The sequence below is a fragment of the Candidatus Bathyarchaeia archaeon genome (assembly GCA_035935655.1).
Classification (GTDB): domain Archaea; phylum Thermoproteota; class Bathyarchaeia; order 40CM-2-53-6; family 40CM-2-53-6; genus 40CM-2-53-6.
This window is the reverse complement of the sequence record DASYWW010000062.1, coordinates 238,446-257,566: the sequence shown is the minus strand read 5'-3', so window position 1 is coordinate 257,566 and position 19,121 is coordinate 238,446. Positions and strand designations below refer to the sequence as shown.

20 protein-coding genes are annotated in these 19,121 nt (G+C 52.2%); 10 read left to right on the top strand and 10 right to left on the bottom strand.

Annotated elements, in window-relative coordinates:
• Window positions 1–9: 9 nt before the first annotated feature.
• The 3 genes from VGS11_13150 to VGS11_13140 all read left to right on the top strand — a co-directional run bounded on the left by VGS11_13150 (window position 10) and on the right by VGS11_13140 (window position 2,418).
• Complete coding sequence (locus VGS11_13150) at window positions 10–1,119, top strand: ATP-NAD kinase family protein (protein ID HEV2121038.1); 1,110 nt, start codon at window positions 10–12, stop codon at window positions 1,117–1,119.
• Window positions 1,120–1,223: 104 nt separating this feature from the next.
• Window positions 1,224–1,595, top strand: coding sequence for a hypothetical protein (locus VGS11_13145; GenBank protein HEV2121037.1), 372 nt, complete (start codon window positions 1,224–1,226; stop codon window positions 1,593–1,595).
• 322 nt (window positions 1,596–1,917) lie between these two features.
• The gene (locus VGS11_13140; protein HEV2121036.1) at window positions 1,918–2,418 is read left to right on the top strand and encodes a hypothetical protein; all 501 of its coding nucleotides are present in this window, start codon (window positions 1,918–1,920) and stop codon (window positions 2,416–2,418) included.
• A 6-nt stretch (window positions 2,419–2,424) separates the two neighbouring features.
• On the opposite strand, the gene dnaJ is transcribed toward VGS11_13140, so the two are convergent.
• From dnaJ to VGS11_13125, 3 genes are read right to left on the bottom strand one after another with little or no spacing between them, the layout of a single operon-like run.
• Window positions 2,425–3,540 carry a molecular chaperone DnaJ gene (gene dnaJ / locus VGS11_13135; GenBank protein HEV2121035.1) on the bottom strand — a complete coding sequence of 372 codons (1,116 nt, stop codon included), beginning with the start codon at window positions 3,538–3,540 and terminating at the stop codon, window positions 2,425–2,427.
• A 20-nt stretch (window positions 3,541–3,560) separates the two neighbouring features.
• Window positions 3,561–5,441 (bottom strand): molecular chaperone DnaK, encoded by a 1,881-nt coding sequence (gene dnaK / locus VGS11_13130; protein ID HEV2121034.1) that lies wholly within the window; start codon window positions 5,439–5,441, stop codon window positions 3,561–3,563.
• On the bottom strand, window positions 5,434–6,048 hold the full coding sequence (locus VGS11_13125; GenBank protein HEV2121033.1) for a nucleotide exchange factor GrpE: 615 nt from the start codon (window positions 6,046–6,048) through the stop codon (window positions 5,434–5,436). Before VGS11_13125 ends, dnaK begins: the two co-directional genes overlap by 8 nt.
• A gap of 249 nt (window positions 6,049–6,297) precedes the next feature.
• Between VGS11_13125 and VGS11_13120 the strand changes: the two genes are divergently transcribed.
• Complete coding sequence (locus VGS11_13120) at window positions 6,298–6,996, top strand: hypothetical protein (GenBank protein ID HEV2121032.1); 699 nt, start codon at window positions 6,298–6,300, stop codon at window positions 6,994–6,996.
• 10 nt (window positions 6,997–7,006) lie between these two features.
• On the opposite strand, the gene VGS11_13115 is transcribed toward VGS11_13120, so the two are convergent.
• Window positions 7,007–7,852, bottom strand: coding sequence for a DMT family transporter (locus tag VGS11_13115; GenBank protein HEV2121031.1), 846 nt, complete (start codon window positions 7,850–7,852; stop codon window positions 7,007–7,009).
• Window positions 7,853–7,999: 147 nt separating this feature from the next.
• On the opposite strand from VGS11_13115, the gene VGS11_13110 reads away from it, so the two are divergent.
• Window positions 8,000–8,212 (top strand): hypothetical protein, encoded by a 213-nt coding sequence (locus tag VGS11_13110; GenBank protein HEV2121030.1) that lies wholly within the window; start codon window positions 8,000–8,002, stop codon window positions 8,210–8,212.
• Between the two features lie 126 nt (window positions 8,213–8,338).
• Window positions 8,339–9,484, top strand: coding sequence for an FAD/NAD(P)-binding oxidoreductase (locus VGS11_13105; GenBank protein HEV2121029.1), 1,146 nt, complete (start codon window positions 8,339–8,341; stop codon window positions 9,482–9,484).
• A gap of 87 nt (window positions 9,485–9,571) precedes the next feature.
• Here the strand turns inward: VGS11_13105 and VGS11_13100 are convergent, their stop codons facing one another.
• From VGS11_13100 to VGS11_13080, 5 genes are all read right to left on the bottom strand, one after another.
• On the bottom strand, window positions 9,572–10,333 hold the full coding sequence (locus tag VGS11_13100) for a Zn-ribbon domain-containing OB-fold protein (protein ID HEV2121028.1): 762 nt from the start codon (window positions 10,331–10,333) through the stop codon (window positions 9,572–9,574).
• A 3-nt stretch (window positions 10,334–10,336) separates the two neighbouring features.
• Complete coding sequence (locus VGS11_13095; GenBank protein ID HEV2121027.1) at window positions 10,337–10,852, bottom strand: Zn-ribbon domain-containing OB-fold protein; 516 nt, start codon at window positions 10,850–10,852, stop codon at window positions 10,337–10,339.
• 15 nt (window positions 10,853–10,867) lie between these two features.
• Complete coding sequence (locus VGS11_13090; protein HEV2121026.1) at window positions 10,868–12,034, bottom strand: thiolase domain-containing protein; 1,167 nt, start codon at window positions 12,032–12,034, stop codon at window positions 10,868–10,870.
• A gap of 7 nt (window positions 12,035–12,041) precedes the next feature.
• Window positions 12,042–13,193 carry an acetyl-CoA acetyltransferase gene (locus tag VGS11_13085; protein HEV2121025.1) on the bottom strand — a complete coding sequence of 384 codons (1,152 nt, stop codon included), beginning with the start codon at window positions 13,191–13,193 and terminating at the stop codon, window positions 12,042–12,044.
• Window positions 13,194–13,262: 69 nt separating this feature from the next.
• Complete coding sequence (locus VGS11_13080; GenBank protein ID HEV2121024.1) at window positions 13,263–14,897, bottom strand: carboxypeptidase-like regulatory domain-containing protein; 1,635 nt, start codon at window positions 14,895–14,897, stop codon at window positions 13,263–13,265.
• 146 nt (window positions 14,898–15,043) lie between these two features.
• On the opposite strand from VGS11_13080, the gene VGS11_13075 reads away from it, so the two are divergent.
• Window positions 15,044–16,207, top strand: coding sequence for an acyl-CoA dehydrogenase family protein (locus VGS11_13075; GenBank protein ID HEV2121023.1), 1,164 nt, complete (start codon window positions 15,044–15,046; stop codon window positions 16,205–16,207).
• A gap of 2 nt (window positions 16,208–16,209) precedes the next feature.
• Here the strand turns inward: VGS11_13075 and VGS11_13070 are convergent, their stop codons facing one another.
• Window positions 16,210–16,623, bottom strand: a complete 414-nt coding sequence (locus VGS11_13070) for a GNAT family N-acetyltransferase (protein HEV2121022.1) — start codon at window positions 16,621–16,623, stop codon at window positions 16,210–16,212.
• A gap of 271 nt (window positions 16,624–16,894) precedes the next feature.
• Between VGS11_13070 and VGS11_13065 the strand changes: the two genes are divergently transcribed.
• The 3 genes from VGS11_13065 (at window position 16,895) to VGS11_13055 (ending at window position 19,070) form a co-directional block, all read left to right on the top strand.
• Entirely contained in the window at window positions 16,895–17,248 is a 354-nt protein-coding gene (locus tag VGS11_13065; protein HEV2121021.1) for a hypothetical protein, read from the top strand.
• Window positions 17,249–17,597: 349 nt separating this feature from the next.
• A complete protein-coding gene (locus tag VGS11_13060; protein HEV2121020.1) occupies window positions 17,598–18,269 on the top strand; it encodes a TrkA family potassium uptake protein in 672 nt (223 codons plus the stop codon).
• A 33-nt stretch (window positions 18,270–18,302) separates the two neighbouring features.
• Complete coding sequence (locus VGS11_13055) at window positions 18,303–19,070, top strand: mechanosensitive ion channel domain-containing protein (protein HEV2121019.1); 768 nt, start codon at window positions 18,303–18,305, stop codon at window positions 19,068–19,070.
• Window positions 19,071–19,121 lie beyond the last annotated feature (51 nt).

The window sequence follows — 19,121 nt, the reverse complement described above, 5'->3', positions numbered from 1 at the left end:
CGGAACGACGTGCACAAAGTAGGCTTTCTCGTCAACCCGATCGCCGGAATGGGAGGAGCAGTAGGGCTCAAGGGTACTGACGGAAAGAAAACACTGCGTGAGGCAATACGAAAAGGCGCCAGACCCGTGTCTCCCGAGAAAGGCTTGAGATTCCTGGAAGAGATACAACGACGAAACAGCCGGATCGAATTCCTGGTCGCTCCTGGAAGCATGGGAGAAACCGTCGCAAACCAACTGAAACTCGAGCATAAACCAATCGGACAAATTGGAAGAACAACTGACTACGATGATAGCATTCGAATCACACGTCAAATGAGAAAGAAAGGAACAAACTTGATCGTCTTTTGCGGCGGTGACGGAACAGCGCGAGATGTGCTGAAGGGAGTCAGCCAAGACACTCCGGTTCTAGGTGTTCCAACCGGGGTCAAAATCTACTCGTCAGTCTTCGCTATCAATCCTACCGCCGCCGCGGAATCTACAGTCGCGTTCCTTGAAGGTAAAACTCCAAAGAGATTGGGTGAAGTCGTTGATGTAGACGAAGCAGCGTTCAGAAAAGATCGGTTGTCGGTCAAACTGTTCGGATATCTTACAACTCCCGACACGGGGCCTCTGATGCAAGGATCGAAATCGGCTACGGGATTGTCCGAAGATGCCGAATTGGACGCGATCGCTGAATACTTCGTAGAAGAGATCGAACCAGACAGCACCTACATTCTAGGTCCCGGTTCAACGGTGGAACGTATCGCCAGGCGTTTGGGAGTCAAGAAGACGCTTCTTGGAGTTGACGCGGCGCGGGGAAATGGGAAGCTATTAGGGCAGGACATGAACGAGACATCCTTGCTGAGCCTAGTCAACCAGAGTTCTACGAAGATCGTGATTTCCCCGATTGGTGGACAGGGCTACTTGTTCGGACGGGGAAACCAACAGATTAGCCCAGAAGTAATCCGCAGGGCAGGTGTTGAGAACATTATGGTGGTTGGATCGAGAAGCAAGATCGAAGCCCTGTATCCGAGACGTCTTCTCACTGACTCGGGTGATGAGGAGATGGATCGACTTCTCCGAGGTTACCGGCGAGTAATCACAGGATACGCAGAGGAAATGGTCGTCAAAGTAGAATAGAACGACCAGTTTCATCCACCGGCCAGCTATTGTGCCCTCATATCAGAGGGGAACAGTAACACTACCCTCTAACTTGGACGGGCGTGTTAACCTAGCGATAGATCATGCCCGCAGTTCGTCGAACGAGCTCCAAGAGAAGAACAAAATCCAAACACGTAACAAAACCCCGAAAGATCTCTCATCGCCACAAGGCTTCGGCGAAGGGTGGCTCTCATCCCAAAAAGAGAGCCTCTCCTAAGCAAGAGGACATCACATACGTTTACGAGTGCACTCGTCCAGGTTGCGGATACAAGATCTGGCGGGACGAAAAGAGTGAACCGGGACAGTTACGCAATGATTTGAAATGTCCAAAGTGCCACCACGTAGAGTTCCGGTGCTTGGGAAAGGGGGACTTACCCGAAAGCTTCCAAGTTCCGATTCCCACTAACCCGGTCGATTTCGACGCAGTCAGAGCCTCCGAGATAGGATCGAACTAGAAAACAATCCAAGACAGAGGTTTGTTCTGGTGCGGGGGGTGGGATTCGAACCCACGAAGGCCTACGCCACAGGATCTCTCCTGAAGCCGGATCTTAAGTCAAGCACCGCTCTACACGAGCGGTCCTGCCCCTTTGACCTGAATCCCGCCCTACAGGACAGGAACCCATAGTGGTCTCGGGAACCCCCGCTTGGGCCTCACGAGGCTTTCTCCGTTCTTAAAGCCAATCCAACTATGACCTCCTGCAAGCGTGGGGTTTTCGAAATCTCTTGATCGACACCCCTCGTTCTTCAATCTAAGATACAATCTCCACAAATCCAGCAGTGCCAGCGTCCCTCTTGCAGGAGAGTCTGGCGGAAAAGATGGCTCCCAGCAAGACCGTTCAGAAGTCTGTTACGCCGGATTCTGTTAAAGCCTTCATGATCATCGAAGCAATCGTCATCGCCTTCTTCGCATTCTGGCTCTCAAACGAGTACGTTTACAACGTCTACTTCCGGATCTACGCGAACAGTATCTTTATCGAGCATTTCACAACCTACACGATCGCACTCGGCCTCGGAATCGGGCTGGCAGGGACTGCTGCCGCGGCGACACTCTACAAGAACCTACGAGAGGCAAAAGTGAAACTAGAATCCGTTGCTCCAAAGATTAGAGGCTCAGTCGGAAAAATGTTAGCAAGCCTTCCTTCAATCGAAGCGCAGACGTCTGCTCCGCAAGTTGCCGATGCAGTAGTCACCACGGCTCAATCTGCCCAGGAGACTATGAGTACCGCTATCGTTACTCTTCCCGTTTCTCCGCCTCGGGCTTCAGAAGAGAAAAAATGACTCCATCTAGGGCTTCTCTCCCAGTTCTCTGGCGAGCTCAGTTAATAGTTCTCTCTGACGACGAGAGAGATCTCTAGGAATTTCAACATCGATTCTCACAAGCTCATCTCCTCTTCCCCATCCTCCAATTCTAGGGAAGCCCTTGCCTTCTAGGCGAAACACTGTTCCCGGTTTTGTTCCGGGCGGGATCTTTAGCTGTGCCTTTCCATCAATTGAGGGCACTTGTAGTTCTCCGCCGAGGGCGGCTTTCGGAAAACTAACTCTGGTTTCGTAGAGAATGTTGTCTCCTTCACGCTTGAACTCTGCGTGTGGCCTCAATCTTATACGAACATAGAGATCTCCACTCCGACCTCCCTGAGCAGCATTACCTTCTCCACGTATGCGGAGGCTCTGGCCTTCGTCGGCTCCGGGGGGAACCTTCACTTGGAGTTTGGTTCTAGTTCGTGACAGTCCGTTTCCTCCACAGTTCTTGCACGGTTTGTCAACTATGCTTCCCTCTCCTCTACATTTGGGGCAGGCAGTTATCTGGACAAGCTGGGCGAACCCCGCTCGACGCACTGTCTGGACTTGGCCTCGACCGTGACAGGTGCTACAAGTCTTCCTTGAGCTTCCGGGCTGGGCTCCGGTCCCGTTGCATTCCTCGCACTCTCCCAGCCGCGGAACCTCTATCTCCCTTGTTGCACCGTGCGCGGCCTCGTCGAAAGTGATCTGTAAATCGTAAAGCAGGTCCTCGCCTCTGGACGGGGCGGTTGGGCTTTCGAAATTCTGGAACCCTCCGAATCCGCCGAGAATCCGTTCCACAAAACTGCTGAACCCGCCTCCGAAACCTCCGAAACCCATGTCTCTGAAGATGGAATCGAAGTCCGCGCCTCGGAAAATATCTTCGGTGTTGTATTTCTGGTAGATTCCCTCTCGCCCGAACTGGTCGTACTGTTTCCGCTTCTCCTCATCCGACAATATCGCGTAGGCTTCTGAGATTTCTTTGAACTTCTCAGTAGCCTCAGGCGCCTTATTCCTGTCTGGGTGATATTGTAAGGCGAGTTTCCGGTAGGAGCCCTTTATGTCGTCTTTAGACGCGTTTCGAGGAACCCCGAGCACGTCATAATAGTCTCGCTTCTCCATTCTCGCCGATTCATCTCGCTCTACCGAGAGCCTTCGTCCTTTACCTCTCTGAACTCCGCATCTACCACGTTATCATCCTTAGACGGATTGGCTTCAGGAGTGGCTGCCTGTTGGGCTTGTTCTCCCGGCTTCTGGGCCGTGACCTTTTGGTAGATCTCGGCGCCTATCTTCTGGAGAATCCGTGAAAGATCGTCGCTAGCCGACTTTATCTTGTCAAATTCCTTACCTGACAACGCTGCCCTTAGAACGCCTGCTGCTTTGTCGATGGTTTCGACCTGTTCTTTCGTAATCTTGTCTTTCAGTTCGTCTTTTGTCTTGTCGGCGGTGTACAGCATACTTTCCGCGGTGTTTCTGAGCTCTACCTCTTCCTTTCGTTTCTTGTCTTGATCCGCGAACTGCTCGGCTTCATGGACCATTTTCTCCTTTTGATCTTTCGAGAGTTTGGTCGAGGCTGCGATTGTGATCTTATTCTCTTTGGACGTGGCTAGGTCCTTCGCGGACACATTCAGGATTCCATTAGCGTCGATGTCGAAGGTCACTTCGATCTGAGGAATGCCTCTCGGAGCTGGGGGAATTCCTGTTAGGTTGAACATTCCTAGGGAGATGTTGTCCGCGGCCATGGCGCGCTCTCCTTGAAGGACATGGATAGTGACCGTGGTTTGGGAGTCGGCTGCTGTCGAGAATATCTGACTGCGTTTTGTTGGGATGGTCGTGTTTCGCTCCATAATCTTTGTGGCGACGCCTCCCAGTGTTTCGACGCCGAGCGACAGTGGTGTGACGTCTAGGAGGAGTATGTCCTTGACTTCTCCTGCGAGAACTGCGCCTTGAATTGCTGCGCCCACGGCGACGCACTCCATCGGGTCGACTCCGCGCTCTGCTTGCTTGCCAATTATGTCCTCGACAAATTTTCGGACCAGGGGCATGCGGGTCTGGCCACCGATGAGTATGATCCTGTCCACGTCTTTGGGCGTAAGTTTCGCATCGTCGAGAGTCCTCTTGATCGGGGTCTCAACTCTTCGTACAATAGGATTAGCGAGCTCTTCTAGCTTAGCCCTAGTCACGGTCGTGTGGAGATGTTTAGGTTGGGAGGAGTCTGTTGAGATGAAGGGCAGATCGACATCTGTTGTGAGTAGAGTGGAGAGTTCTATCTTCGCCTTTTCCGCGGCTTCCTTGAGCCGGGTCATGGCCACGCGGTCGTTTCGGAGGCTTATGCCTGTCTGGCGCTGAAACTCGGTGAGCAAGTACTCGACGAGCGCATTGTCAATGTCTGTCCCGCCTGTCTGAGTGTCTCCGCTGGTTGCGAGGACCTGGAAGACTCCGCCACCGAAATCCATGAGAGTTACGTCGTGTGTTCCGCCGCCGAAGCTGAACACCATGATCTTCATCTCTTTGTCTGCCTTGTCCAGCCCATAGGCGAGACACGCGGCGGTGGGTTCGTTGATTATTCTGGCAACCTCGAAGCCGGCGATTTCTCCAGCGTCCTTGGTTGCTTGTCGCTGGTTATCGTTGAAGTGGGCAGGGACGGTGATTACTGCCTTCTTCGTCGAACGTCCAAGAAATGTCTCCGCGTCTTGTCGTATCTTTTGGAGGATGAACGCGGAAAGCTGTTGTGGAGTGTAGTCTTTCCCGGCGATGTGGACTTTGTAGTCAGTGCCCATCTTCCTCTTGATCTCGATAATCGTTCCGTCAGGGTTCGTAGCCGCCTGCCTCTTAGCAGGCTCACCTACTATCAATTGTCCCTCTTTGGTGAACGCGATGACCGATGGGAACATCTTCCCAGCAGCAGTCTGTCCCTCAGCACTTGGAATGACGACTGGGCGTCCAGCTTCCATTATCGCGGCAGCCGAATTCGTCGTTCCAAGGTCTATTCCTATGATCTTCTCAATCTCAGGCTTACTCATGGTCCCCGACCTCCTCTAGAGGTGACTTCTCGGATTTAGACTCACGCTCAGCCGAATTCTCCGCCACCTTGACAATGCTAGGCCGGAGAACCTTGCCCTTCAACGTGTATCCTTGCCGGATCTCCTCCATTATCGTTCCCTCTTCCTTGTCAGACAGGACTCGAAGCGCGGCGTCGTGGAGGTCGGGGTTGAACTTTGACCCAAGGCTCGGGATCTTCGCCACACCCTCTTTCGACAGGATGCTCTGTAACCGTTTGTGGACCATCTCGACCCCCTCAACTATTGTCGGGTTCTCCTTGCTCTCCTCCGCCTCTCTGAGCGCTAGCTCCAGCTCGTCGTTGACCACTAGGAGGTCAGATAGGAGGCGCTGGTTTCCGAACTGTCGGTTGTCGGACATCTCCTTCTCTACTCTCTTTCTGTAGTTTTCGAAATCGGCCTGAAGATACTGCAGACGCCGCAGATAATCCTCGGATTTCGCCTTCTCTTTCCCTAACTCTGCCCTGAGCTCGGCCAACACAGTCTCCGGGTCTTCCCCTTCCCGCGGTTTCTTGGAGGGTGGTTGAGCTTCTACGGTTTCAGTCGCTAGGTGTCTCTTCTTCTCCCCCACCAAATTCACTCCTTCCTTCCCTCGCCGAATTCCATTAGGCTGAGTTATAGTCACTCGGCGCGTCAGGGAAAAATTAAACCTTCTGACACGCCGACTACTATATCGAGCAATAACATCGAGCCAGCGTCAACCATTCCGATTTTTGTGGTCTTCAGGGAAGGACCGCTTTGTTTCTCCTAAGATGTCGGTTTGGTTACGCTTGATTGATAGCTCACAGGGGCGTGATAGAATCCATTCGGAGGATCATGTATGGGCCTATTGAGTCACCTTACTCATCCAAAAGGTAAGATATGGATCAGCCTTGATAAGGCCACCTTCCAAGAGGGGGAGCCGGTTGTGGGTAAGATCAACATCGAAGCAGAAGAATACATCCAATCCAAAGGAGTGAAGGTAGAAGCGCGCGTGGTTGAAAGCTGGAACGAGATGGTCTGGATAACTCTCCCCAACAACCAAAGAGTCCAAGAGAACCAGCGCCGCACAAATAATCTCTACCAACGTGATGTGCAAGTTACCGGGCCAACTGATTTCGGAAAGGGGCCAGCACAAACATTCCCTTTCAGCGTCGGCATTCCTCCGTGCAGACCGACCCGGGGCGGATCCTCTGTTCAGAACCTATTGAAAGCGGTCTTAGAGACACATGGCAGACCCGACCTCACCAATGAGACCCAAATCGCATTCGTCCCAGCAAGCACATATGGACCGCCCATGAACGTGGGATATGGACCGGGACCAATGCCGGCAGGCTATGGACCAAACCCCGGCTATCAACCAAATCCTGGCTATGGAATGCCGCCAATGAATCAAGGCTACCAAGGCTATGGTCAACCAGGATACGGTGTTCCACCGCAACAACAGCAAGCACCATCAGTGAAGGTCCGCTGCAAGTACTGTACCGGACTAATGGATTCGAATGCGACTAATTGTCCTACCTGCGGCGCCCACCAGTAATCTGCCTGCTCTAAAGAGAAGACGAGACTAGTAAGACGCCAGCGACAATCAATAGGGCGCCCGTTCCTGAGTAGATGTTGAATGGGTCATTGAATATCATCACTGATAACGCGACGGCAACTATCACCTCGATCGGGAGAATGATCGAGGATACCGTCGGAGACACTGTTTCTAGTCCTTTCATCAGGAAATAGTACGCTCCAAGTGTTGCAACCACAGCAAGGAACACAACATAGAAGACCGCTTCCCAACCAAAATTAACGGAGCTGCCTAGGTCCAGGGGAATTGCGAGAAGAAGAAGGACACTCGTGATCAGGATCATACCCCCAGTGACCGCTCGTCCTCCCTTCCGGACAACGAGATCTTTAGAATAAATGAAGACCAATGCTATAGTGACAGCAGTACCAAGTATCAGGACATCGCCAAGAAACTCTGCTTGGCCCAAGCTTACCACCTCACCCCGCGTCACTACTAAACTCGCTCCGACGAATCCTGCCAATACCCCGACACCCTTCTTGGCGGCAATCTTCTCGATTCCGCGAGCCCACGATAAGACAGGGATCATCAGTGCCGCTGTACCTATGATCAGAGCGGCATCAGCGGACGTTGTGAACCTCTGTCCCTGAAACTGCAGCACATATCCGAAAGCGTTGAAAAATCCCACGAGCCAGATGGGCTTTGCTCGGAGAAGAGTCCAGTCAACCCATCCTTTCCGACGAAGAAACAATAGAACGAGAGCAGAAGCTAGTGAAAATCGGAGGGCGACGAAGAGATCCGCGGGAAGGAGACTTAGCCCAAGCTTGATCATCGGCACGGTGGTGCCGAACAATATCCCCGAGAGAACTGTTGCAAGTATTCCAGTTCTGGGAGCCGATCTTCCTCACCTCTAGACGAGCACGTTCCTGCGTTCTTGCTTTAGAGTATAGTGACGGCTTGGGAAGGACGGGTATGTTGAGATTCAGCTAGGCTTATCTTCTGGCAGAACCCTAATCCTTCCCTGGATATGAGCGCGACAAGTCTCTTGGAGAGAGAACAGGTCGAGTGCGCGTACTGCAAGGATTCCAAACCAGCTTCAGAGACGACCTGGTTCATGGCTGAGCCAGGCGAAAAATCAGTACGATTGTGCGACTTCTGCTACGAGGAAGCGAGGAAACAACTCCGCCTCCTCCGGATAGTCAGAAACCGCGGAGACTATCCAATAGAAGCAGCATCCTAGCGAAAAGACAACCCCTTCAGACGAAAAACCAGCTACACCTTAGTAGCATAGCCTGCAGTCAAACTATCAGCTTGTGCTCCGCAAAGGGTTATTGCCTTTCCAATTCCTCTGCCTTGATCGCCAAAGTTGTCAACCAACGATAAAGTCGTCGTCTTAGGTTGCGGAATGGGAGGCCTCGCAACATCAAGCATCTTGGCCGAGAAGGCTCCATCAGCATCGATTACGATAGTAGAACAGAAAAAAATCTTCGAATTCCCCCCCTCCTTCTCACTACTGGCAATGGGTCGACGCGAGCCTGGAAAAGTTCGACGCGCTCTTTCGATTCCGAAAAAGCGGAGAGTCCGGTTGGTGAACGATCGGGTTAGTTCGATTGATACTTCCTCGAAGAGGATCAGAACGGAATCGCAAGAGTTTCAGTACGATCACCTTGTGATATCCATGGGCGTGGATTATTCGCCGGGCGATGTTCCGGGTTTAGAGAAGTACGCTTACCAGTTTTACGATTTCGAATCTGCAATGAAGCTGCGAGATGCGATAGAGAATCTTGAGAGGGGAAGGCTGCTGATCGGAATATCACGATTGCCTATCAAGTGTCCTGTCGCGCCATATGGCTTGGCTTTGCTTTTGCAGGACAACTTTGCAAGAGCGAAAAAGAAAGTTGCTGTGGAGTTTTTCAGTCCGGAGCCGCATCCAGCTCCTGCCGCGGGTCCTGTAATCGGTAAACAGGTGGAGAGGCTTCTGGCCTCAAAGGGAATAACATTTCACCCGAAAGTCAAGCTTTCCAAGGTGGACAAGGACAAGGTGGTTTTCGAGGGAAAAACAGAGCTCCCGTACGATCTGCTGATCGTTGTTCCGCCTCATAAGTGTCCTGGTGCCGTGGTCGAGGCTGGACTGACCGATTCGTCTGGCTGGGTGCCTGTGAGCCCGCAGACATTGGCTACTAGGCTTGAGAAGGTCTACGCTATCGGAGATGTAACTGCGATTGAAACGCCTCATGCACATGTTCCATTTCTGCCGAAGTCGGGATCGTTCGCGCTTGGCCACGCTGAGGTTGTCGCGAATAACATTGCAATGTCGATCACAGGGAAAGGAGAACGAAAAATATGGGACGGAACTGGATCATGCTTTCTCGAAGTGAATAGGGGAGAAAGTGCGATGCTTCGGGGAGAATTTCTCTCGAACCCTCCAAGACTGGAGTTTCACCCGCCCCGTCGAAAGTGGCAGGTTGAGAAGACGAAGCTGGAAGACTACTGGATGAATTATCGATTCTAAGACTCTACCCCCTGTAGGAAATGCTGCGCTCACGACTTAAGCCGTAAAGTCGGGCCTGACGGTTGCAGAAGAAGTGGTTGGTCTGGGTTAGCCTGAGAGGGTGTCAGCTGGTTCCGTATCAGATGAGCTCTTTACGGCTTTCCGCCATTCTCTCGCTTTCTCCCCAAGTCTGTGTAGCAGCCTGTCTTCTTCGCGCGTGAGAAGTTCTCCTTTTCCTATCTTACTCCTTAGCGAGGATATTGTCATCTCGTCCTCCTCAATGGGGTATCCCGACTCTTCGATAGAATGGAGAAGAGACCGAGCCTGATTCTCTCCCGCAGTGACCTCCCATCTTCCTGTTTTCCCGACTTCAGCTGTCTTGTCGTTTAGCCCCGTCGAGACTGGTTTGAAGGCGAGGATATCGGTCATAGCGCCTGTTCGCTCTGACGGGTTCTTGAGAGATGGCGTTACTTTCATCCCGATAGACACTCGATCAGGGTGATCTACGTCAAGCAGGTGGACTATTCCCCCCTTGAGGCCCTCGAACTTCACAAGGCCCACTGTTATCGGCGGGTTGGCGTCAGCCGCCGATCTGTCCGAGTTGACTGAGGTAAAGCTGTACACGTAACCTGGCTTGTCGATTGGGAACTGGTCTTTCATCTCGATGAAACAGCCAGGACAGTACGTTCTGGCCGGAATGTAGGTACTCTTGCATTTGGAGCACTTCGATACAAGGAAGCGACCGTTCTCCTTGAGTTCACGCCGAAATTCCTCTCCTGCAACTCCCGCAGTGTAGTGGTATTCGAGAGGTATGCTGTCTGTCCAGTGGCGAGCTTGCCCGGGTTGAACGAGTTTCTCTAAGATTGGCATGTCTTACTGGTCTCCTATCGGTTTGAAGTAGCGGATGTCTGTAATCGCTCCTTGTCGTTCGCTGGACGATTTCCATACGGCTTTGACTTTCATGCCTACGTTGATTTTCGAGGGCTCAACTTCTCCTAGGTTGTGCAGTATTCCCATTCCAGGAGTCGCGCCGTCGAGATCAACCACAGCAACTAGTATTGGTGTTTTCAATCGTCGAGCGTCCGTTCCTACGTGCGATATGGAATAGGTGTTGATGGTTCCCGTGTCCTTGATCTGGACCCATTCGTCGGTTGGCCGGAAACATTGCTCGCAGTACATTCTCGGTGGTACAAGAATCCGTTTGCAATTCATACACTTCCTAGCGATTATTCTTCCTTCTTTCAGCTCGGCCAAGAACCGGCTGATTGCCACTCCTGCGGCCCAACTGTATTTGGGCTCGAACTTGTAGACGACGTCGAGGTATTTTCCTTCTTTGACATCCTCGGGTGTAATTTCGTGGCCTGGGTAGCTTGTGATTTTCTTGGACAATTTCTTATGTTTCCTTTAGGACCTCATTACTGCGACCGTTCCAACCTGCATTAGGTCGCCCCAGGCTTGGGCCAGGCCTGTTCGAGCATCCTTCTTCACCTGTCGCTTCCCTGCTTCTCCGCGGAGCTGCCAAAAGACCTCACAGATCTTCATCATTCCGGCCGCAGCGATGGGGTTGCCAACCCCTAAGAGTCCTCCGGATGGACAAACCGGCAGATCACCGTCTCGTTGGGTTACACCGTCAACGGCCATCTTGGGAGCTTCTCCTTTGCCTGCGAGCTGGAGTCCCTCCATGTGATGGAGTTCTTTGTAGTCGAATGGGTCGTAGACTTCGGCGATATCGATCTCCTTCTTCGGCTTCTTGATCCCTGCCATCTTGTAGGCCATCCAGGCGGCCTTCTCAACGTACTCTGGATATGCCAAGTCACGGTTCGTCCAGTGCGTCGTGTCTAGAGTCCAGCCAACTCCGTCAAGCCAGACAGGCTGGTCTGTTAGTTTCTTCGCAACTTTCTCGGAAGCTAACACCACCGCGGCAGCACCGTCACTAGGAGGACTCACGTCCAGTCGTTTGACGGGCCAACAGATCGGCTCAGAGTTCATGACGTCTTCAACGGTGATCTTGGCGCCCAGTTGTGCGCAGGGATGATCGACGGCGTTTCCTTTGTTCTTCACCGCGACACTTGCGATCTCTTCCTCCTTGATTCCGTACTTGTGCATGTATCGTCTCATCTCCAAAGAGAAAATCCAAAGCAATGTAGTTCCGAGAGGCCTTTCCAGAATCTGATCGAAGATGCTCCAGAACGCATACTGAGGATGAGGATGCAGGGGCGACATTTTCTCTTCGGCCACGCAGAGACAAGTATCGTACATTCCCGACGCAACATTCCACCATCCGCCGATCGGTGTGAAGACTCCGGTTCCACCTCCGACGTAGACTCGCTGGTTGGGCTTGCCAATTCCGCCCGTCCCGTCTAGAAGATATTCTCCTTTCATGTGTATGCCATCGAACGCGTCAGGTGCCGAGCCGGACACCACAGATTGGATGTCTTTCAGTTCAAGCCCCGCCGAGTCGAGCGCCATTCTTGTCGCTTCGAAAGAGAGTTCTTTCGGGCTTTCGAGCATTCGGCGTCTGAATAGTGTCATGCCTGCTCCAACGATAGCTACACGATTTTTCATTTCCAGATTCCTCCTAGTTCCCTAGTACCGCCACGGCTCCGGTCGCGGTCGGTATTCCTCTCCAGCTCTGGACCACAGCTTTCTTCACTCTTGGAATCTGCAACCGTCCCGCTTGTCCCCTGAGTTGAAGAACGGCCTCGAGAACTCGATGAAGACCAGTCGCCTCTAATAGATGGCCAACCCCAAGAGACCCGCCAGACGCGTTCACTGGCAACCGTCCATCTCTATCGAAAGTGCCTGACTCGGCCATCTTGCCGGCCTTGCCCTTTGCGGCTAGTCTGAGGGCTTCGAGGCTCTGAAGCTCCTTGTAGGAATAAGTATCATCAACCTCGGCGAGATCAAAGTACGTTGGAGGGTTCCGTACGCCCGCCATCTTGTACGCACGGGCCGCCGATTGTTCCGCGTATGAGGCCTTTGCCATGTCTCGATCCTCTATCCATGGCGTGTCAGAGCTCCAGCCGATCCCGTTTATCCAGACAGTATGGTCGCCAAGCTTCTTGGCCTTTTGGGCTGAGGCTAGTACGAAAACGATGCTTCCATCGATAGCTTTGCTCGATTCCAGCTCGGTGAGGGGTGAAGATGCAACCTTCGAGTTGAGCACCGCGTCCTTGTTCAGATTTGCTCCGTGAACTCCGCGAGGGTTCAAGAGCGCGTTTTTCTTGTTCTTGACGGCGACCTGAGCACAATATTCTCTTTTTGTAGCCGTGTCTTTCAGATAGCGAACCATTTCTAACCCGGCCACAAATCTCGGGTCCGCGTTGACGTGATGATCATAGATCGGGTCCAGGGCAAAGCTCGAGATCTCGCTAGGATTCAGAACGTCTGAGATCTTGCTGTGAGACTCTACAACCGCAACGTCGGCTATGCCCGACATAATATGCATACACGCCGTTGCTAGCCCAACAATTCCATCAGATGATATCGTGCAGAGCGGTCTCAGAACTGCGCCTAACTGGTCGGGCATGTACTCGTCAGTTATGCTAATTCCTTCCCAGAAATCTTCGGTGCAACAGACGAAGCTCTGAACGTCTTTCCGAGGGTCTATTCCGACATCCTCATACGCGCGAGTGGCAGCCTCGAACATAAGCTCCCGGGTTGAGAGGCCAGGAGTCATCGAATCGAAGCCTGAATATCCGACGCCTACTATTCCGATTCGTTGAGGCAAGAATCTATCGGAATCGACCGCACGAGCGTGTTTACTATAAGACTTCCGCGATGAAGATGCTCGTTGTGATCATGGGGACGGGGCCGAAGATGATGGAGGCAATTGCTGAGCGGGAGATGGCTGTGGAGACCCAGCCCTAGGCGTTCCACAGGTCATGCAGAATAGTTCCGCTGGACCGAGAAGCTTTCCACAAGCTCCACAGTAGGCGGTCAGGGTTGTCGTGGGAAATGGCGTTGTAAACGGCATCGTTGGCATGGCGACCCGGCGAGCATGTTCTCTTCTCACGGCTACGAAGACAACAGCTACAGCAGCAGTGATCGGTGGGATGATCAGAGTGAGAAGTTCTGCGATGCTGAAGACAGCGACAGAGATGTTCGCGGGTCCCGCCACGCTCGTCCTCAAGAGGGACTGCACCCCGTAGGGGACTGCTACTCGCAGACTATAGTTTCCCGGAGGCAATTGCACTAGAGTTGCATTTCCTTCCGAGTCCGTCCTCACAGTCTCATTGGTCGAGTCAGGGAGGAAGGTGAGAACGGTTGCTCCGCTGACCGGAAGAGAGTAGAATCGACCGACCACATGGACGGGAATGGAGAAGACATCTCCCTGAATTGTCTGACTTGTCGCCGAGTCAGATGCCAGAGAATTGCGCACGACATTGACTCCATGCCATGATGCAAAGATGATCCTGTAGGTGCCGCTACTAGACGGAGGGATGTCTTGGGCCGCGTAGCCGGTGTAGTAGATGACATTACCATTGCCTAGGTCTTGCAGGGAAATCCAATCGGGGGTAAAAGGGCCTCCGCTGCGATCGATGAAGTTGAAAGAAGTCTTGATTGAAGAAGGAACAGACGTCGGCCAGAGGGTCGTGGCAGAGGATGGTTGACGAATGTTGCTTCCAGCGAGGAAATCATCTCTGAGGCCTTCAACCTCCGCAACTCCATACAGGTTAGGCAAGCCGGTCTGACTGCTGTAGCCATAACAACAGTGGCTTACTCCATTTGTCATCTGGTGCCAGAGACCTGTCTGACGTATTTCTAGATCTTTGAACTCAGTGGGGCCGATTATGTCCTTGTTGTCTGTTGCTTGAGCTACTTCAGCAATTCCTGCTGGGGCCTGGTTGCCCGAATTGGTTGCTCCGGCTCCAAGGTAGTTCTTGTCCGAAGGGGGAGGTGAATTTCCCAGAAGATTGCCATCCATGTAGAAAGACCATACACCGTTGCTGGTATGGACCATTGAGTATGTGTGCCAGGACCCAATAGGCCCGGCTGACCCTTCGGGGCCGATTATGGGGGGACAGTCACAGTTTGGTGTGTAGAAGGTTTCGAAAAACCACGCGCAACAATATGGTTGGCCGGTGGTGCTCAGCCCGTTGAGATATCCTACTTGGACGAACCCCCCGGTCACTAGTAGAGTGCCTACCCAGTAAGAATGAGCATCATTCCGAACTTGGTCATAGACTGTTCTAATCGTAATGCTTGCGCCGTCAACGTTGTAGCTGTTGCTGTCACCAATGGCTCCGATCTGGAACCAATAGTATCCTCCAAGAGCATAGGTGGCTTGAAGGGGTCCTTGCCTGATTGGTTGAGGTAATAGGGCCGAGTTGGAGGTTATTATCAAAGAGTTGTGGCCCAGAACAATAGATGATTGCAGGCCCAGCATGATGCCGAGGATGACTAAGAGAACCCTGAGAGTAGGGGTTTTCACGTCTCGAACTCCATTATTGGTTAGACTAACGATGTTCCGATTTTAGGAGTATGGAACTCTCGTATGTCGCTCTCAATCAAGATCCGGTTCTTGGCTAAGGTATAAACCGGAGCTTCCAAAAAAGGAGTTTCCTAGAGGTCAATCGTGTGGGTTTCTTCGGTGACACGCAGAAAGAACTCATCCAGATGATTTACGGATCCAGCGCTGAGGACCATCTTCTTCTCCTAGACTCCCTTGGGGACTTTATCGAGAAAGAGATCGAGCCTACCGCGCGAGAGATCGACGTGAACGCTCAGTTTCCGCGCGAGAACATCACAAAGATGTTTGAGCAGGGCTTCACAAGCATGGGTTTTCCTAAAGAATACGGGGGCCTCGAGCTTCCATGGCCAGTATATGTTGCGGCCATGGAGATGGTCGGCAAGGCCTGCGCTAGCACGGCTCTTTCCTTAGCGATTCATGGAACATGTTGTGAAGGTGTACGTCAGTTCAGTAATCCAGAGCAGAAGAAGCAGTTCCTTCCTGGAATGATCAACGGTAAAACTTTCGCCGCGTTTTCTCTGACCGAACCTGGTGCAGGATCGGACGCGCGGAACATGCAGACACAGGCTCGGATGGAGGGCAACGAATGGATAGTTAACGGCACGAAGATGTTCACTACGAACGGCGGCTACTGTGACCTGTATTTTCTTTTCGCCAAGACCGCTAAAGGTCCCTCTGCATTTCTGGTAGACTCAAAGAAGGCGAAGTCGAGCAAAGACATTGAGAAACTCGGGGTAAGAGGATCAGTCACGTCGGAGGTAGTGTTCGAAAACGCAAAGGTCCCGAGAGAGAATCTGGTGGGAACAGAAGGAGAAGGATTCGAGTACGCTAAGAGAATGCTGTGGGGTGGACGAGTGACAATCGGAGCACTATCGACCGGAATTGCTCAGGCGGCGTTCGAAAAAGCAGTAAAGTACAGCAAAGAGAGGACGGCGTTCGGAAAGACGTTATCCGAGTTCGAGATGACTCAAGCGAAACTTGCGGACATGTTGACGATGATCAACGCCTCACGGATGATGGTTTACCGTGCGGCGCACCTGAAAAGTCAGGGAAAACCGTTCGAGTCAGAGGCCGCGCAGGGCAAGTTACTCGCCACCGAGAATGCGCTCAAGGTGTGCGATGAGGCAATTCAGATCTACGGGGGCTATGGATACGCCGACGAGTTTGATGTTCACCGTCATTGGCGAGACGCGAGATTGATGACAGTAGGGGAGGGTACCTCTGAGATTATGAGGTTAATCATTTCGAAGAACGTTCTCCATCCCTCGTAGAGTCAGAGCTTCTTCTCGTAGAGGCTAGCATTCCAGCCGGGAGCGTCGTTGTCTCTTACGTGGATAAATCCTTCCTTCTCGTAGTATTCACGAATTGTCTTGTTGCCAGCGAGACAGTCAAGCCGCAGGTATCTCTTTCCTTCCGTTCGCGCTTTCGACTCAGCCCATTGTATCATTCGGAGTCCGAGACGTCTGCCTGCGTGGGAGCGCCTTATCGCAAGTTTATGGATGTATACAGCATCGAGTGGCTGTTCGCCCCAGAACTTCTGGTCGCTCCATTGAAGAGTGATTGTCCCGACGGTCTTTTTGACGTCCTTCGCAACGTATACTTCGCCGCGTTCAATATTGTCTTTGATGGTCTGTCGGAAAGTCGGGCTGGACCGCCACTGGGTTTCACACCCTTTCGAAGATAACACCGCGAGGCTTCTTCCAGAATCTCTAGAACTGTGTCAAGATCGCTAGGCGCTGCTCGGATGATTCTGACATCTGAATCGAGGCCAACCAATCCTAACCCTTTGTTTCGATCGCGTCTTAGCAAGATTTGTGTATTACGAGTTCTTCTTCCGACCATAAGCAGCTCTTCCCGAACCCGCTCTCAGCGAAACCGGAGTTGTGTTACCTGATTCTCATCGTTAGGGTTAGACGTTGGCTATCATTAGCCCAGTCAACTGTCCTAGCGACCCAACCATGAAAGCTAAGAACAAAGCCAAGGCGAAGACAAAATCGAGACATAAGACAAGAGCAAAACCCAAGAAAGCCCGAACACCCCGAACAAGAGCGGCCATCAGACCGACCCCAATTACAGCGCCAGTCCCCAGTCCCGATTTCAAGACTTGTGAAGAGATCGAAGTGGGAGATATCGGCGGCTTCGGAATCACCAGCGAGGAGCGAATGGAACGAGAGACCCATTGCACTCAACGAGCAACTCAATTCTGCTCCGCTTGCGCCAGGAACCTCTGCAATACTCACTACGACTTACTTCACAAGGATCACGACAGTCCAACTGCCCACAATTCCGGGCCAAACCCGGTTCAGATGTAGGTGACTAGTGGGACCCGCGTCCCACGTTCTCTCTTTTTTCACTGACCTACTTCATCATATTTCAAGGCGAATCCGGGAAATAAAGCGTGGATTCTGCCCGAATGTCCTCTTTCATGGGCTATGATCGCCTAAATGGCGGTGTCTTCGAGTTTGCTTCCCGCGTCATTTCGTTATACACGAAATACGGCTTCGATCCTGGAAAAGGGATCGTTTCAGCCGAATCCTGAACGGACCTTGAGCGTGATGACGATCTTCAGACCTCTCTTGAGAACGGAAGCTTATTACTCGGTCCGACCCAGCCACCTTCAACGATTACCTACATTCCTGAACACGAGTTGGAAATCAGCCGGTGAGAACACTTATTGTCGGAGCGGGACGGATTGGAATGCACCTCATCGGATACTTATCTTCAAGCGATGAGAACCAACTTACGGTAATCGAGAAGAAGGGAGAACGATGCAAGGATATCGCCGATAAGTATGATGCAATCATACTGAATGAAGACGGGTCGAAGCTAGACATTCTGAAGAAGGCCGACGCCTCACAGGCTGACTTGTTGCTCGCCGCTACCGATGATGACCGAGTGAACCTTGCCACAACGAGGGCTGCGAAGAAAGACTTCGGGGTTCCCCGCGTTATTGCGGTTGCAAACAGCCCCAAGAACAAGACACGGCTTATGCAGGCCGGAGCTGACGTCGTAATCTGCCCTGTTGATCTAGCCCTTCGCGACTTTGAGAACGTCCTCTCGAAGGACCACTCCATTACGCTCATGTATCGATCTGCGGAAAACCTGCGGGTGGCAGAAGCCGTTATTCCTTTGAACGCGTCTCTCATAGGCAAGAAAATTCACGAAATACCGTTGCCTGAGAAATGCAGGGTTGGCCTCGTCTGCAGGGACGATGGTTTCGTCTTTCCCGAGCCCGAGCTTGAGTTGAAATCAGGGGACAAGGTGTTGCTTTTAGGCGACGCGTCATCAGTGGCACGAACCGTGGAACTCTTAAGATCAAGTGAATCAGCCTAAGCTCGATCATAACCAAGGTCTTGCAAGGCTACTATGGCTATTCCAACCATCTACGACCTTTTGACGAGCAGCTTCGCCATCGATCTCCTCCAAGTCGTCGTGACCCTTCTCGTCACCTTCCTAATCGTTCGTTTCTATCGGATCATCATCCAGAGAGCCTCCGGATCGGTTCCATCCGGACTGGTAGCCAGCCTTCAGCAGATCGGGTCTTGGGCCATCTGGATCCTCGGGATAATCATCGTCCTAAGCCAGCTCTCGGTAGCGATCAACGTACTGCTCCTCATATTGTTCCTTGGAGGGGTGGCGATAATTGTGGCCTATAGGAATATTCTCACGGACATGGCTGCGTCCCAGTTCATCTCCACCTACCAGTCCTTCAAAGTCGGAGAATGGATAGAGGTCCAGGACCACTATGGCAGGGTCCTTGAGAGGAACCTGATACAAACGAAGATTCTGACTCCGGACAACGAGATCGTGATCGTTCCGAATTCCACCCTATTGAAGAGGTCTGTCATAAACAGAAGCCGATCAGGCGGCTTGCGGGTCCAGATCCCAGTAACTGTCGACAGCAAGTATGACCTGAAGAGTGTTGAGAAAAACCTGCTCGAAATTGGCCAAGAAATGAAGACCGACCTTGTACCTGATGCTCCTCCCCAGGTAAGGGTCACACAGGTGACATCCCAACAGGCTCATCTCGTGCTTATGCTCAGGATAACAAATCCCGCTAAGCGCGACCAGCTTATCTCAGACGTTCAGGAGAAATTCTACGAGCTTCTACCGGAGCTTGATGCTCGAAAGTAGCCATCGAACGTTAAGCCATATTAGCGCGGGGATCCGGGAACCCGTTTCTAT